General features: G+C 60.4%; 16 protein-coding genes. 8 read left to right on the plus strand and 8 right to left on the minus strand.

All coding sequences use genetic code 11. The features are described from left to right. Positions 1-239 precede the first annotated feature (239 nt). Entirely contained in the window at positions 240-539 is a 300-nt protein-coding gene (locus tag JN524_RS20025) for a PilZ domain-containing protein (protein ID WP_139055629.1), read from the plus strand. Positions 540-591: 52 nt separating this feature from the next. On the opposite strand, the gene JN524_RS20030 is transcribed toward JN524_RS20025, so the two are convergent. Continuing rightward, positions 592-1,281: an MlaA family lipoprotein gene (locus tag JN524_RS20030; RefSeq protein ID WP_098964788.1), complete on the minus strand. Its 690-nt coding sequence runs from the start codon at positions 1,279-1,281 to the stop codon at positions 592-594. Between the two features lie 197 nt (positions 1,282-1,478). Between JN524_RS20030 and JN524_RS20035 the strand changes: the two genes are divergently transcribed. Together JN524_RS20035 and JN524_RS20040 are read left to right on the plus strand one after the other, a co-directional pair. Next, positions 1,479-2,099 (plus strand): phosphatase, encoded by a 621-nt coding sequence (locus JN524_RS20035; protein ID WP_103368826.1) that lies wholly within the window; start codon positions 1,479-1,481, stop codon positions 2,097-2,099. 109 nt (positions 2,100-2,208) lie between these two features. After that, on the plus strand, positions 2,209-2,472 hold the full coding sequence (locus JN524_RS20040; protein WP_135296239.1) for a DUF4404 family protein: 264 nt from the start codon (positions 2,209-2,211) through the stop codon (positions 2,470-2,472). 177 nt (positions 2,473-2,649) lie between these two features. Here the strand turns inward: JN524_RS20040 and queF are convergent, their stop codons facing one another. Both queF and copI read right to left on the minus strand, forming a co-directional pair. Then, entirely contained in the window at positions 2,650-3,480 is an 831-nt protein-coding gene (queF, locus tag JN524_RS20045; protein WP_202370455.1) for an NADPH-dependent 7-cyano-7-deazaguanine reductase QueF, read from the minus strand. A gap of 61 nt (positions 3,481-3,541) precedes the next feature. Beyond that, on the minus strand, positions 3,542-4,075 hold the full coding sequence (copI, locus tag JN524_RS20050; RefSeq protein WP_202370456.1) for a copper-resistant cuproprotein CopI: 534 nt from the start codon (positions 4,073-4,075) through the stop codon (positions 3,542-3,544). A 156-nt stretch (positions 4,076-4,231) separates the two neighbouring features. On the opposite strand from copI, the gene JN524_RS20055 reads away from it, so the two are divergent. Beyond that, a complete protein-coding gene (locus tag JN524_RS20055) occupies positions 4,232-4,912 on the plus strand; it encodes a heavy metal response regulator transcription factor (RefSeq protein ID WP_202370457.1) in 681 nt (226 codons plus the stop codon). Further along, complete coding sequence (locus JN524_RS20060) at positions 4,912-6,261, plus strand: heavy metal sensor histidine kinase (protein WP_202370458.1); 1,350 nt, start codon at positions 4,912-4,914, stop codon at positions 6,259-6,261. Before JN524_RS20055 ends, JN524_RS20060 begins: the two co-directional genes overlap by 1 nt. Positions 6,262-6,384: 123 nt before the next feature. On the opposite strand, the gene JN524_RS20065 is transcribed toward JN524_RS20060, so the two are convergent. The 3 genes from JN524_RS20065 to JN524_RS20075 form a co-directional block, all read right to left on the minus strand. Beyond that, positions 6,385-7,629, minus strand: coding sequence for a lipoprotein-releasing ABC transporter permease subunit (locus tag JN524_RS20065; protein WP_202370459.1), 1,245 nt, complete (start codon positions 7,627-7,629; stop codon positions 6,385-6,387). A gap of 64 nt (positions 7,630-7,693) precedes the next feature. Then, positions 7,694-8,377 (minus strand): lipoprotein-releasing ABC transporter ATP-binding protein LolD, encoded by a 684-nt coding sequence (gene lolD, locus JN524_RS20070; RefSeq protein ID WP_202370460.1) that lies wholly within the window; start codon positions 8,375-8,377, stop codon positions 7,694-7,696. A gap of 7 nt (positions 8,378-8,384) precedes the next feature. Further along, on the minus strand, positions 8,385-9,635 hold the full coding sequence (locus JN524_RS20075; protein ID WP_041068963.1) for a lipoprotein-releasing ABC transporter permease subunit: 1,251 nt from the start codon (positions 9,633-9,635) through the stop codon (positions 8,385-8,387). A gap of 94 nt (positions 9,636-9,729) precedes the next feature. Between JN524_RS20075 and JN524_RS20080 the strand changes: the two genes are divergently transcribed. Together JN524_RS20080 and JN524_RS20085 are read left to right on the plus strand one after the other, a co-directional pair. Beyond that, positions 9,730-10,311 carry a PilZ domain-containing protein gene (locus JN524_RS20080; protein WP_007968195.1) on the plus strand — a complete coding sequence of 194 codons (582 nt, stop codon included), beginning with the start codon at positions 9,730-9,732 and terminating at the stop codon, positions 10,309-10,311. Positions 10,312-10,325: 14 nt separating this feature from the next. Beyond that, positions 10,326-11,048, plus strand: a complete 723-nt coding sequence (locus JN524_RS20085) for a glycerophosphodiester phosphodiesterase family protein (protein ID WP_202370461.1) — start codon at positions 10,326-10,328, stop codon at positions 11,046-11,048. A 42-nt stretch (positions 11,049-11,090) separates the two neighbouring features. On the opposite strand, the gene sthA is transcribed toward JN524_RS20085, so the two are convergent. Both sthA and JN524_RS20095 read right to left on the minus strand, forming a co-directional pair. Continuing rightward, positions 11,091-12,485: a Si-specific NAD(P)(+) transhydrogenase gene (gene sthA, locus JN524_RS20090; protein WP_003226580.1), complete on the minus strand. Its 1,395-nt coding sequence runs from the start codon at positions 12,483-12,485 to the stop codon at positions 11,091-11,093. Positions 12,486-12,682: 197 nt separating this feature from the next. Further along, positions 12,683-13,699 carry an FAD:protein FMN transferase gene (locus JN524_RS20095; protein ID WP_202370462.1) on the minus strand — a complete coding sequence of 339 codons (1,017 nt, stop codon included), beginning with the start codon at positions 13,697-13,699 and terminating at the stop codon, positions 12,683-12,685. A gap of 344 nt (positions 13,700-14,043) precedes the next feature. On the opposite strand from JN524_RS20095, the gene JN524_RS20100 reads away from it, so the two are divergent. Further along, on the plus strand, positions 14,044-15,345 hold the full coding sequence (locus tag JN524_RS20100) for an MFS transporter (protein ID WP_096797170.1): 1,302 nt from the start codon (positions 14,044-14,046) through the stop codon (positions 15,343-15,345). Positions 15,346-15,348: the final 3 nt, after the last annotated feature.

Here is a 15,348-nt window from a genome sequence, read left to right on the forward strand (position 1 = left end):
AGGCGGGGCATCGGCCCGGCTCAGACTACTGGATTCGCTTTCTAGCCTCTCTGCTGCACCGCTTTCGAGCACTGAGCCGGAACGCGATTGCACCAGAGGTGCCCTTCTAAGGCGCAGACGGTACTCCCATCCGCGGGGCGTTTCAAGCATGCGCCGATGGTCGCTTGACGACTTTACTTGTCAAATCACCGAGAGTTATAAAAACAGCTCAAACCGTAACCCAATGGAAGGTCGAAGCCATGAGTCAAACCGGTCGGGACTACAGCGAAAAGCGCGATTTCATCCGCATGCGGGTCGACGCCGATGTGGTGTTGATCCATGAAGGCGGTCAGATCGCCGGCGTGTGCATCGACCTCTCGAGCAGTGGCATGCAGGTCGAAGCGCCGCGCCAGTTCGCGGTTGGTGACCGTTTGAGCGTGCGCATCGATTCCGAGCATGCGGCGCTGAGCGGGCTGGAAGCGGAGACCGAAGTGGTCTGGGTCAAGGCTCAGGACGGCGATGGCCAGAAGCTCGGCCTGAGCATTTTGAAGATGAAATAAGCGCACACAAAAAAGGCGGCCTCGCGGGCCGCCTTCCTGTCATCGGTCGAGATTAAAAATCGTCTTCGACGTGACCATCCTTGACCTTGAACTCGCGGTTCTGCAGGTAGGCGTTGCGGATGAAGGTGTATTTGTCGCCGCTGATCAGCTTCTCGCTCGACAGCAGGCTGGCGCGGGTGTCGACGATGTTCAGGCCGAACACCGAGTTACGGACAGGCACGTCGTTGATGTAGCGATACGGACCGGTGTAGCTGTCGACGTACTTGGACGGTGCATCACGCAGGGTGCTCGGGCCGAGCAACGGCAGCATCACGTAAGGGCCGCTGCTGACGCCCCAGTAACCGAGGGTCTGACCGAAGTCTTCATCACTGCGATTCAGGCCCATTTTGGTGCCGACATCGAAGAAGCCCAGCAGGCCGAAGGTGGTGTTGAAGATGATACGCGCGGTATCGACACCGGCTGCTGCCGGCTTGGCCTGCAGAATGTTGTTCGCCAGGTTGGTGACGTCACCGACGTTGCGGAACATGTTGTGGATGCCGTCTTCGAGGAACTGCGGCGTCACGAACTCATAACCCTGCGCCAGCGGCTTGAGCGCGTAGGTGTCAACGAAGTCGTTGAACTGGAAGATCGGGCGGTTGACGCTTTCCCAAGGGTCTTCTTCCGTTGCAGCGTTGGCGGCGAACGGAACCAGCAGGACGCTGGCACATACACATAGCTGAGCGAGAGGATTGCTCCAGCGCATAGAAAAACTCCTTGGATTTTTACTGGCGCGGGCACCCGGGCCCAGGCGTTAAGAGCGCTAGTATAAGCGCAAAAGCCGTTTTGGGCAGTCCACCCGTGAAGAGTAATGCAGGACGTTTCCAGGGAGCGCCTTCACACACCTGTCATCCAACTGTCACCGGCGTCGCCTAGCCTCATGCCTATTTCAGGGACGTTGCCATGACCCACGCTGAAGTCTTGCCTGTCGCCGCGCCCGGCCTGACCGCCGTGCTGTTCGGACTCAGTGGCTGTCTGGTGGATTTCGGCGCCCGTGCCCATCAACACGCCAGCGTACTGCCCGAGCACGCCGACGCCACACCCGGCGCTCTCGACAGCCTGCTCAGCCTGCAGCGCCAGCAGATTCCCTGTGCGTGGATCGACGAGCTGCCCCCTGCCCTCGCGCAACCCTTGGCGGCCTCTCTGCCGGCGTGGATCAAACCGACGCAATATTCAGCAACAATCAATCCATGGCCCGCACCGAACGCCTGCTGGCAGGCGCTGATGGGTTTGAACGTCAGCTGCCTGGATGGCTGCGTGCTGGTGAGCGGCGAGCCCCGGTTGCTGCAAGCGGGCCTCAACGCCGGGCTGTGGACCATCGGCCTGGCGTCCTGCGGCTCACTGTGCGGCCTGTCGCCGAGCGAGTGGCAAGCGCTGAGCCAGAACGAACGCGACCAACGACGCGGTAAGGCAACCCTGCAGTTGTTCGGGCTGGGCGTGCATTCGGTGATCGATCATCTGGGCGAGCTCGACACCTGCCTGGCCGACATCAACCTGCGCCGCCTCAAGGGCGAAAAGCCCTGACCGGGATCATGCAGGTTGCCGCAGAGTGGATTAATCTAAAGGTCAGCCATAGACCTTTGGCGCGCGGCTGCGGTCAATGCCAGTGCCTCTTGATAAAAGGAACCCCACCATGCCCGCCCAAGAACTGCAAAAACAACTCGACACCCTGCGCGAGCAACTGGAGCAGAATCCTCCGCTGTCCGAAGCCGAACGTGAAGATCTGCATGCGCTGATGGCGCAGATCGAATCGGAAATCAAACTGGAGAACGCCACTCAGGATGCCAGCATCGCCGATGGCGTGAACCTGGCGGTGGACCGCTTTGAACTCGAACACCCGGCCATTGCTGGCACCCTGCGCAATATCGTCAATGCGTTGGGTAGCATGGGGATCTGATTTCCCTCCCCTGAAATGCAAAAAGCCCTGCCAGCGCTGGCAGGGCTTTTTCATTTCCACAATTTGAAACCCGATCCCTTGTAGGAGTGAGCCTGCTCGCGATAACGGTGTATCAGTCGACATCAATGTTGAATGTCAGTCCGCTATCGCGAGCAGGCTCACTCCTACAGGGGTTATTTATTGGCGCACAAGGCGGTGGTTCGGCAGTTGCACATTCTCAGTGCTGCGATACGGATTGATATCCAGCCCGCCCCGGCGCACATACCGTGCAAACACCGTGAGCTTCTCCGGCTTCAGCAAACGCTGCAGGTCGAGGAAGATCCGCTCCACGCACTGCTCGTGGAAGTCCGAGTGCTGGCGGAAGCTGACGATGTATTCCAGCAGGCTCGCGTGATCCAGCGCCGCGCCACGATATTCCACCACCACGCTGCCCCAGTCCGGCTGACTGGTCACCGGGCAGTTCGATTTGAGCAGATGGCTATGCACGCTCTCTTCGACAATCTTCGAATCATCGCAACGCAGCAGTTCCGGACGCGGATGCTCATAGTTGCTGACGCTGATGTCCAGATCGTCGATGCACACGCCGGGCAACGCCACGACGCCTTCGGCTTCGACGTCCTTAAGGCTGCGTACCCGTACGCCGACCGGTTTGCCGGCAGCGGCCGACAGGTCCTTGACCAGCGTCGCTTCGAGGCTGGCGATGTCGGTAAACGGCGTCTGATTCAGCGAGTTCAGGTACAGCTTGAACGACTTCGATTCGATGATGTTCGGCGAATCCGCCGGAATGCTGAATTCACCGATTGCCACCACCGGCTTGCCCGACGGCAACAGCCACGACAGTTCGAAGCAATTCCAGAAATCCACGCCTTTATACGGCAGGGTTTCGGCGGTCAGGCCCAGCTCGGCCCATTTCGCGGTGCGCGGAATAGGGAACAGCAGGGACGGCGTGTACGTGGCGATGTATTCGCTGGATTTGCCCAGCGGCGAATGTTCGGCTGCGGGATGCATGGCGGAAACCTGACTGAAGAATCAGCGGATTCTATCAGCCTTTGCGCCCGCCTTTGAGTGCTTACTGACTGACAGTCAGTTTGCCGACCATGCCCGCCTGGTAGTGACCGGGAATATTGCAGGCAAATTCCAGGCTGGTGGCCTTGCTGAAGGTCCAGGTCAGCTCGGCGGTCCTGCCGGGTTCGACCAGCACGCTGTTCGGATCATCGTGCTTCATGCCGTGGTCCATGCTGCCGTGATCCATGCCCGCCATGTCGTGGGACATTTCTTTCATACCGGTAGGCGTGAGCATGCCGCTTTGCTGCATCTGCATCATTTCCTGCTGGTGTTGGGCATGCATCGCGGCGTCACCGAGATTGAATTCGTGCAGCAACTGACCTTTATTCACCAGCACAAAGCGAATCGTCTCACCGGCCTTGACCTGAATCGCCTTGGGATCGAACGACATGTCGTTCAGTACAATTTCAATGCTGCGAGTAGCCTTGGCTGCTGGTGCCGGTTGGCCGAAATCATAAGTGTGCGCGGGAGCGGCCCAGACAGGTGAACTCAGCGCCAGCAAGCAGGCGGCGACGGCCAGAGGATTGCGCAAAAACATAGTCATACTCCAACAAGATAAGGTTCAGCCTGTGGGAAACTCTAGTCCGCCTGCGCTGGCAGCTACCTGACAGGCAGATTACAACTTTGTCAGGTTGGCGCGCGCCGTCTGTTCCCACGGTATAACGCTTTCGTTTCTATATATCCGAGTCGCCCCATGAAACTGCTGATCGTCGAAGACCAACCGAAAACCGGCCACTACCTGCGTCAGGGCCTGACCGAGGCCGGCTTCAACACGGAACTGGTGGCCGACGGCAACAGCGGCCAGCAACTGGCTTTGAGCGGTGATTATGCGCTGCTGATCCTCGACGTGATGCTGCCCGGGCGCAGTGGCTGGCAGATTCTGCAAGCAGTACGCAGTGCAGGACTCGACACGCCGGTACTGTTTCTCACCGCCAAGGATGCCGTGGAAGACCGGGTGCACGGTCTCGAACTCGGCGCCGACGACTATCTGGTCAAACCTTTCGCTTTCTCCGAGTTGCTGGCGCGGGTGCGCAGCCTTTTACGCCGGGGCAGTGCGACACCCCAGGAAACCAGCCTGCAACTGGCCGACCTGCGTCTGGACCTGATTCGCCGTCGGGTCGAACGCAGCGGTCAGCGCATCGACCTCACCGCCAAGGAATTCGCCCTGCTGGAAATGCTCCTGCGCCGTCAGGGTGAAGTGTTGCCCAAATCGCTGATTGCCTCGCAGGTCTGGGACATGAACTTCGACAGCGACACCAACGTGATCGAAGTGGCGATCCGTCGCCTGCGCCTGAAGATCGACGATGACTTCCCCAACAAACTGATCCACACCGTGCGCGGCATGGGTTACGTGCTTGAAGAGCGTGCAGCCTGATGCGTCGCCTGTCGCTGAGTTCTCGTCTGGCTCTGCTGTTTGCCGCGTGCACCGCCGTAGTCTCGCTGTTCGCCGGGGTGCTGTTCAGCCGCGCCAGCGAGGCGCACTTCATTGAGCTCGATCAGCAATTGCTGGATGGCAAACTGATCGGCCTGCGCCGGGCCTTGCAGGATGTGCAACCCGCTCAGCGTGAGGCGCGGCTGGCGGATGAGTTGAGCCGTCAGGCCGATCTGGCGCTGCGTATTACCGGGAGTGACGGCCAGCGCTGGTACGACAGTTCGATCAATTTGCCGCAGAACTTGCCGCAACAGCCGGGCCTGTCGACCATCAGCCATGACGGCGCCGACTACCGCGTGCTCAACGCCCCGCTCTACCCTGACAAAACCGACTCGCCACAGCTCACTCTGCTGCTGGACATCACCCATCACCAGCACTTCCTGCAACGCATGCAGCATCTGATCTGGCTGACCGTCGGCTTGTCGGCCCTGGCCACCGCGCTGCTCGGCGCGTGGGCCGCGCGCAGCGGTTTGCGTCCGTTGCGCCGTATGAGCGCAGTCGCCCGCGGGATTTCTGCACATTCGCTCAACGCCCGACTGCCGGAAGCGCAAATGCCGCCGGAGCTTGCGGAAATGGCCCACAGCTTCAACGCCATGCTCGGACGCCTCGATGACTCGTTTCAACGGCTGTCGGCGTTCTCTGCCGACATCGCCCATGAACTGCGCACACCGCTGTCGAACCTGCTGACCCACACCCAAGTCACCCTCACCCGCCCACGCCCGATCGAGGATTACCGCGAAGCCCTGCACAGCAACCTCGAAGAACTGCAATGGATGGCGCAACTGGTCAACGACATGCTTTATCTGGCCAAGGCTGACCACGGTTTGCTGATGCCCAAGCGTGAGGCACTGGAACTGGCGGATGAGAGCGATGTGTTGCTGGAGTTTTTCGCGCCATTGGCCGAGGACGCCGGAGTGACGCTGAGCCGCGAAGGTCATGCGCGTATAGAAGGCGATCGCAGCATGCTGCGCCGGGCCTTGTCGAATCTGCTGGATAACGCGCTGCGTTTTACTCCGGCGGCGGGCAGCGTGCGCCTGTCCATCGTCGATCAACCGCACATAGCGCAGGTGTCGGTGGAGAACAGTGGCGAAGGCATTTCGGCAGAGTTGTTGCCACGGCTGTTTGACCGGTTTTATCGAGCAGATCCGGCGCGGCAGGAAGGCAGCAGTGAACATGCGGGGCTGGGGCTGGCGATTACCCAATCGATCGTCCGCGCCCATGGTGGGCAGATTCATTGCGAATCGGCTGCGGGGTGGACGCGGTTTGTGATCGAGTTGCCCAAGGGAGTTTGAGGCCAGCAGGTCCGGCCCCATCGCGGGCAAGCCCGCTCCCACAGTGTTTTGCGTCGTTCACATAATGGTGACTCAACTCAGTACCTGTGGGAGCGGGCTTGCCCGCGATGGCGATTTCAGAGCTTACGAATATCTCAACGCGTGAGCCGGCTCAATCTTCGCCGCCCGCAACGCCGGGTACACCGTCGCCAGGAAGCTCAGAACAAATCCCGCCGAGCAGATCAACAGCACATCCCCGCCCTGCAATTCCGAAGGCAGGTTGCTGACGAAGTACACGTCGGAACTGAAGATGTGCTGCCCGGTAACGCGCTCGACCCAGCCAACCATTTCGCTGACGTTCAGCGCCGCGATCACGCCGAGCACGCCACCAATCAATGTGCCGACAATGCCGATCACCGTGCCCTGCACCATGAAGATCGCCATGATCTGCCGTGGCGTGGCGCCGATGGTGCGCAGGATCGCGATGTCCGCGCCCTTGTCGTTCACCACCATGATCAACGTGGCGATGATGTTGAACGCCGCCACCGCAACGATCATCAGCAACAGCAGGCCGATCATGGTTTTTTCCATTTTCATCGCGCTGAACAGACTGCCCTGGGTGTGAGTCCAGTCGTCAGCCTTGAACTCGGCACCGAGGCCTGCAGCGATGTCCGAGGAGACTTTCGGCGCGGCATACAGATCCTTCACCGCCAGGCGCACACTCTGCACCTGATTCGGCTGCCAGTGCTGCATGGTCGCGGCATCGGCCACGTGGATCAGGCCCATCGAACCGTCCAGTTCGGCGCCGACCTTGAACACACCGACCACGTTCAGGCGCTGCATGCGCGGGGTAATGCCCCCCGGTGCGGTGCTGACCTCCGGGACGATCAAGGTGATCTTGTCGCCGACATTGAGGCGGAAGCGGCGCGCGGTGATTTCACCGATCACCACGCCGAACTCGCCCGGCTTCAGGTCATCCAGACGCCCCTGCACAATGTGCTGGGCGACGATCGACACCTTGCCTTCCTGGGCCGGATCGACGCCGCTGATCTGAATCGGCTGCATCAAACCCTTGTAGGACAGCATGCCTTCCATCTCGGTGAACGGCACGGCGGCGGTCACTTCCGGATTTTTCAGCGCGGCGGCGGCGACCGGCTGCCAGTCGTCGATCGGCTTGACGCCAACGAGGGTCGCGTGCGGCACCATGCCAAGGATGCGCGAGCTCATTTCGCGCTGGAAGCCGTTCATCACCGACAGCACCACGATCATCGCCAGCACGCCAAGGGCGAGCCCGATCATCGAAGTCATCGAGATGAACGAAACAAAGCGATTGCGGCGCTTGGCGCGGGTATAGCGCGTGCCGATAAAGATCGATAACGGTCTGAACATTCGCTGGGGCACCGTATAAAAATAAAAGACCCGATGCCTTACACAGGCAACGGGTTTCGGTCGGTCAGATGGTGGTCAAGCAGCCTTCCTGCAATTGCAGGACGCGGTCCATCTGGCGGGCCAAGTTCATGTCGTGAGTCACCACCAGGAACGCGGTGCGCATTGAAGTGCTGAGTTCCAGCATCAAGTCCTGGATGCCCTCGGCGGTGTGCGAATCAAGGTTACCGGTTGGCTCGTCGAGCATCACCAGGCCTGGATTGTTCACCAGCGCCCGGGCGATAGCCACACGCTGGCGCTCGCCACCGGACAGCTCGGCCGGTTTGTGCTCCAGACGATGACCCAGCCCCACCCGCTCCAGCAACGCGGTAGCGCGCTGACGTGCTTGCGGGATCGCGGTCTTGCCGATCAGCAGCGGCATGCAGACGTTTTCCAGCGCGGTGAATTCCGGCAGCAAGTGGTGGAACTGGTACACGAACCCCAAGGCACGGTTACGCAGCAGGCCACGCTTCTTCTCGCTCAGCGCCGACAGTTCTTCGCCGTCGAGCCAGACGCTGCCTTCAGTCGGCGTGTCGAGACCGCCCAGCAGGTTGAGCAAGGTACTTTTGCCGGAACCGGACTTGCCGACGATCGCCACACGCTCGCCCGGGTGCAACTCCAGTTGCAGACCGGCCAACACTTGCACCGACTCCGGGCCTTCCTCGTAGGATTTGCCCAGGTTGCGGCAGCTCAAAATTGCTTTATCACTCATGCCCGACTCACTCATAACGTAGCGCCTCCGCCGGCTGGGTGCGCGCGGCACGCCAGGCGGGATACAGGGTGGCGAGGAAACTCAGGACCAACGCAGCGGCGCAGACCATGACCACGTCCTGGCTCTGCACCTGCGACGGCAGGTAATCGATGAAATACACGTCGGCGTTGAGGAACTTGTGGCCGATCAGCCCTTCCAGGGCGGAAATCGCCGCACTGACGTTGAGCGCAGCGAGAATACCGAGCACCGCACCAATCGCCGTACCGACCACGCCGATCACAGTACCCTGCACCATGAACGTGCGCATGATCGTCCCCGGCGTGGCGCCGAGGGTACGCAGAATCGCGATGTCGCTCTTCTTGTCGTTCACCACCATCACCAGCGTGGAAATGATGTTGAACGCAGCCACCGCGACGATCAGCAGCAACAGCAAACCGATCATGGCTTTTTCCATGCGGATCGCCTGATACAGGTTGCCGTGGGTACGGGTCCAGTCGCGGGCGTAGTAATGGTCTTCGCCCAACTGCTGGGCGATGGTCCAGGCCACGCGCGGCGCCTGGAACAGATCATCGAACTTCAACCGAATGCCCTGCACCTGATCAGGCTTCCAGCGGTGCATCTTCGCCAGATCCTGCAGGTTGGTGACGCCCAGATAGCCGTCCAGCTCACCGGCGCCGACATGGAAAATGCCGACCACGGTAAAGCGCTTCATGCGCGGGAACATCCCGGCCGGGGTCACGCTGACCTCCGGCGCGACGAAGGTGACTTTGTCACCGAGGCCCACGCCGAGCTTGGTCGCGGCCTTGTCGCCGATGACGATGCCGAAGCTGCCCGGCGTCAAATCGTCGAGTTTGCCCTGCTTCATGAAGTTGTCGATGATCGACACATTGCGCTCGAGCGCGGGGTCGATGGCGTTGAGCAACACCTTGGACACCTGACCGTTATTGGTCAGCAAACCCTGCATCTGAGTAAACGGCGCAACCGCCGTCACCTCAGGGTTGCGCTTGACCTTGGCGGCCAGGCTTTGCCAATCGTTGATCGGTTCGCCGGTTTCAAGAGTCGCGTGGGGCACCATGCCCAGCACGCGGGTGCGCATTTCATGATCGAAACCGTTCATCACCGAAAGCACGACGATCATCACGATCACGCCGAGGGCGAGCCCGATCATCGAAGTCAGGGAAATGAATGACACAAAATGATTGCGACGCTTTGCACGGGTATAACGCGTGCCGATAAATACGAAGAGAGGTCTGAACATGTCGGGGCTTGTTCGGAGGGAAAAGGAACGTCCTTGTGGCGGGGGTCGATAACCAGCTTTACACTCAGACCACCGCCGCTACCATGGGTTCGCCATGTCGACATTAGATGAAGAAGATCGCCGCGAATACTACCGTATCGAGGACATGATCGCACTGGAAATTCGGCCCCTGTCCGCTCCCGAAGCCGCAGGCCAGGAAGTGTTGCAGGATGCTTCCCCGCTGTTCAACCTGCTCAGCGAACTGCACCTGAGCGAATTCGAATCGCAGCACCTGTTGCGCCAGATCAGCGAACGCGACCGGGCTATCGCCGCGTTCCTCAAATCCCAGAACAAACGCATCGACCTGCTCAGCCAGGTGGTCGCCCTGACCGTGCTCGGCCATATCGGCGAGCCACAACCGGTGATCATCTCCGAAGGCGGGATCGACTTTCAGCACCCGACCCCGATTGCCACTGGCGCGCACCTGTCGGTGAAACTGGTGCTGATGCCGCAGGCATTGGGCCTGCTGCTGCGCGCCCGCGTCACCCATTGCGATCGCAAGGGCGACGGCTATGACGTCGGCACCGAGTTCGAACACTTGACCGACGCCCAGCGCCAGTTGCTCGCCCGCTATATCTTGCAGAAACAGGCCCAGGAACGACGCCTGGCCCGTGAACAGAACGAATCAGGCATTTAAATTAAGGAAGCACCGTGACCCTCATCTACGGCCACCGCGGCGCCAAGGGCGAAGCACCGGAAAATACCCTGACCAGTTTTCAGGAATGTCTCAAGCACGGCGTGCGCCGTTGCGAACTGGATCTGCACCTGTCCAAGGACGGCGAGCTGATGGTGATCCACGACCCGACCCTCAAGCGCACCACCGACCGGCGCGGCAAGGTGGTCGAGCACACCGCCGCCGAACTGGCGACCTACGACGCGCGCAAGGGCGGCCCGGGCTGGATCAAGCCGTGCCCGATTCCGACACTGGAAGAGCTGTTCGAAAAATGTGATTTCGAGCACTGGCAGCTGGAAGTCAAAAGTGCATCGCGCACCCGCGCCGCGACTACCGTACTGGCGATTCGCGAAATGGCCCAGCGTCATGGCCTGCTGGACAAGGTCACCATCACTTCGAGCTCGCGGGAAGTGCTGAAAGCGGCGCTGGACCTGGTACCGGACGTGTCGCGTGGACTGGTGGCCGAATACGCCTGGCTCGACCCGCTAAAGGTCGCGGCCAGCTATGGCTGTGAGATTCTGGCTCTGAACTGGACGCTTTGTACGCCGGAACGCCTGCAGAAGGCGCAGCGTCAGGGACTGCATGTGTCGGTGTGGACCGTCAACGAGCCCGCGCTGATGCGCAGACTCGCCGACTTCGGCGTTGACAGCCTGATTACAGACTTTCCCGGTTTGGCCACTGCCACCCTCGAGAATTGCTGAAATCGGTCTCCCCGGCCGGCTCAGGCCACCGGCCGGAGCCCGTCAAAAAAGCCGGTTGAGGCCGTCGTACGCCGCTACCCGATAGGCTTCGGCCATGGTCGGGTAGTTGAACGTGGTGTTGACGAAGTACTTCAGGGTGTTCAACTCGCCCGGCTGGCTCATGATCGCCTGACCGATGTGCACGATCTCCGACGCCTGATAACCGAAGCAGTGAACGCCCAGCACTTCCAGGGTTTCACGGTGGAACAGGATCTTCAGCATGCCTTGCGGCTCGCCGGCGATCTGCGCACGCGCCATGCTCTTGAAGAACGCCTTGCCGACTTCGTACGGCACCTTGGCCTGGGTCAGCTCCTGCTCGTTCTTGCCGATCGAACTGATCTCCGGAATGGTGTAGATACCGGTCGGCACGTCATTCACAAAGCGCCAGCTGCCGTTATCGACGATGCTGCCGGCAGCCGAACGACCCTGGTCGTGGGCAGCACTGGCCAGGCTCGGCCAGCCGATCACGTCGCCGGCGCCATAGATGTTCGGCACGCAAGTGCGGTAGGCCTCGTCGACTTCGATCTGGCCACGGCTGTTGACCTTGACGCCAATGTTTTCCAGACCGAGCTGGTCGGTGTTGCCAGTACGGCCGTTGCACCAGAGCAAGGCGTCGGCCTTGATCTTCTTGCCGGACTTCAGGTGCAGGATCACACCGTTGTCCACACCTTCAACGCGATCGTAGTCCTCGTTGTGGCGCACAGTGATGTTGTTGTTGCTGAAGTGGTAGCTCAACGCTTGGGAGATTTCCGAGTCGAGGAAGCTCAGCAACTGACCACGGTTGTCCACCAGTTCAACCAGTACCCCCAGACCGCTGAAAATCGAGGCGTATTCGCAACCGATCACGCCGGCGCCGTAAACGATCAGTTTGCGCGGGGTGTGGCCGAGGCTGAGGATGGTGTCGCTATCGTAGATACGCGGGTGATTGAAATCGATGTCCGCCGGGCGATAAGGGCGCGAACCGGTGGCGATGATGATGTGCTTGGCCACCAGCTTCTCGACCACGCCGTTGGCGCAGACCACTTCGATGGTTTGCTCGTCGGCGAAGCTGCCGGTGCCGAAGAACACGTCGACGCGGTTACGGGCGTAGTAGCCAGTGCGCGAAGCGACTTGTTTGGAAATGACTTTCTCGGCGCTTTTCAACACGTCCGGGAAGGAGAACCAGCGCGGCTCGCCGATCGCCCGGAACATCGGGTTGGTGTTGAACTGCATGATCTGCCGCACCGAGTGACGCAGGGCCTTGGACGGGATGGTACCGAGGTGGGTGCAGTTACCGCCGACCTGGCGACGGCTGTCGACCATCGCCACCTTGCGCCCCGCTTTGGCGGCGTTCATTGCCGCGCCTTCTCCCGCCGGGCCGGAACCCAACACCACCACGTCGTAGTTGTAGACAGCCATGCGTACTCCTCAGAACAGGCCGCGGTGCCAGCAGCACCGGCGGCTAAATCACGCCGAATCGCGGCGCGAAGGAACAATTGGGGGTCAGTAAAGAACCCGGACACAGTCTATAGAAGCGTCAACGCCGCGCACATTAACCCTTGGTCGCGTCGTAGGCTACTTTTGCCTGCACTACAACGCCAGCTTTCGTACTGTTTTCAGTCAACTTTTGCGTGACTGAGGCGCTCAAAAGCCGAACTGGTGCGGATAACAAAACCTGTATCGGCACGAATCACGAAGAATGCACCAATGTCGTGTTTTTCGGCATAGTCCCAAGCCCTTTCAGGCCCGAGAATCAGCAACAGCGTCGATAGTCCATCGGCCATCAACGCTGAAGGATGAATCACCGTGACTGACGCCAGGTTGTGTAGGACCGGCGCCCCGCTCCGCGCATCGAAGGTGTGGGAATAGCGCCGACCGTCCTGCAGGAAATAGTTGCGGTAATCACCGGAGGTGGACACGCCGTAGCCATCGACCTGGATGATCCGTTCGGCCACCTGTTGGTCATCACGCGGCGCCTCCAGCGCGATGCGCCATGCCGAGCCGTCGAGCTTCTTGCCCTTGGCCTTCAGCTCGCCGGTGGCTTCGGCAAGATAATCATGGATGCCCATCGATTCGAGCCTGGCAGCGATAGTGTCGACCGCGTAACCGGCAGCGATGCTGTTGAAGTCGACCTCGACAGCGGCGTCCTTGCACAAGCGGTCGCCGTCGATATGCAGATGGCGGTAGCCGACTCGCTGCAGGGTTTCGGCCAGCGCGGTGGGGTCGGGGACTTTCTCTTCACGCCCTTGCGGGCCGAACCCCCACAGGTTCATCAGCGGCTCGACGGTCAAGTCGTAGGAACCTTCGCTTTGCTCTGACAGTTGCTTACCAACTCGGACTAATTCGAGCACGGCGGCGGGCATGGTCTGACAGCTGTTCGCCGGCAAAGTATTGAAGCGCTCGATGTCGGAGTCACTGCGATAGGTCGACATCTGCCGGTCGACGTCGTTGAGGATTTTTTCCACTTCAAGCTGAACCTGCGCGGGCTCGGGAAGGCCGGCGTGGCGCACGTACTTGATCGAATAGGTGCTGCCCATGGTCGGGCCGCCGAAGCTTTCCATGGAATCGCCGTTGCCGCAGCCGGACAAGGCGCCCACCAGCAGCAAAAGGCCAATCAGCCTCCCTATAGACAAATCCCCTACTCCCCACACAAAGCTGAAGATTATGCGCCAGAACCTTTAGGAGCTGCCGAGTGAAACGAGGCTGCGATCTTTTGCTTTTGATCTTTTCAAGCAACATCAAAAGATCGCAGCGTTCCGCAGCTCCTACAGGTTTTTCATTCGTTTGATAGCGTCATGCTGGCCTTGGTAATGGCTATATCGTTTAAGCAGCGCCCTAACCAGTTGTTGCCTAACGATCTTTATACACATATGGTTACAAAACTGTTCACGGGTACTGCCTGAGTTTGCCGCGTGACGGCGAGGACGTGTCTAGATCAGGGATTTCCAATAAGACAGCCAACAGAGAGTACGAACCAATGTCCTCCACCACGGGCAAAGGCAAAGCGATTTTTCGCGTTGTCAGCGGCAATTTTCTCGAGATGTTCGACTTTATGGTCTATGGCTTCTACGCCACGGCCATTGCCAAAACCTTTTTCCCGGCCGACAGCGCCTTCGCTTCCCTGATGCTGTCCCTGGCCACCTTCGGTGCCGGCTTCCTGATGCGTCCGCTGGGCGCGATCTTCCTTGGTGCCTACATTGACCGTCACGGTCGTCGCCAGGGCCTGATCATTACTCTTGCGCTGATGGCCGCCGGCACGATCCTGATCGCCTGCGTGCCGGGCTATGCCACTCTGGGTGTCGCAGCGCCGTTGATCGTGCTGTTCGGTCGCTTGCTGCAAGGCTTCTCGGCCGGCGTCGAGCTGGGCGGTGTTTCGGTGTATCTGGCGGAAATCGCCACGCCGGGCCGCAAAGGCTTTTTCGTCAGTTGGCAGTCCGCCAGCCAGCAGGCGGCGGTGGTGTTTGCCGGCCTGCTCGGGGTTGGCCTCAACCACTGGCTGAGCCCGGAACAGATGGGTGACTGGGGCTGGCGCGTACCGTTCCTGATCGGCTGCATGATCGTTCCGGTGATCTTCGTCATTCGTCGTTCGCTGGAGGAAACCCCGGAATTCCAGGCGCGTAAACATCGCCCTACCCTGCGCGAAATCGTCCGTTCGATCGGTCAGAACTTCGGCATCGTCATCGCTGGCATGGCGCTGGTGGTGATGACCACGGTTTCGTTCTACCTGATTACCGCCTACACGCCGACATTCGGCAAGGCTGAACTGCATCTGTCGGACTTCGACGCGCTGCTGGTGACCGTGTGCATCGGTCTGTCGAACTTCTTCTGGCTGCCGGTGATGGGCGCGGTGTCCGACAAGATCGGGCGCAAACCCCTACTGCTGGCGGCGACCATTCTGGCGATCCTGACCGCCTATCCGGCGCTGTCGTGGCTGGTGGCGAACCCGAGCTTCAGTCATCTGCTGATCGTCGAACTGTGGCTGTCGTTCCTGTACGGTTCGTACAACGGCGCGATGGTGGTGGCGCTGACCGAAATCATGCCGGTGGAAGTGCGCACCACCGGGTTCTCGCTGGCCTATAGCCTGGCGACGGCGACCTTTGGCGGCTTTACACCGGCAGCCTGTACTTACCTGATTCATGTGCTGGACAACAAGGCTGCGCCGGGGATCTGGCTCAGCGGTGCCGCGGTGCTGGGGTTGATTGCGACGCTGGTGCTGTTCCGCGGCAACAAACATGAGCTGCGGACTGCGCAAGCGGCCGTGGCAGGTGGCGCCCGATAGGAC

The organism is Pseudomonas sp. MWU318 (assembly GCF_016756945.1).
In the GTDB taxonomy this organism is placed as follows: Bacteria; Pseudomonadota; Gammaproteobacteria; order Pseudomonadales; family Pseudomonadaceae; genus Aquipseudomonas; species Aquipseudomonas putida_A.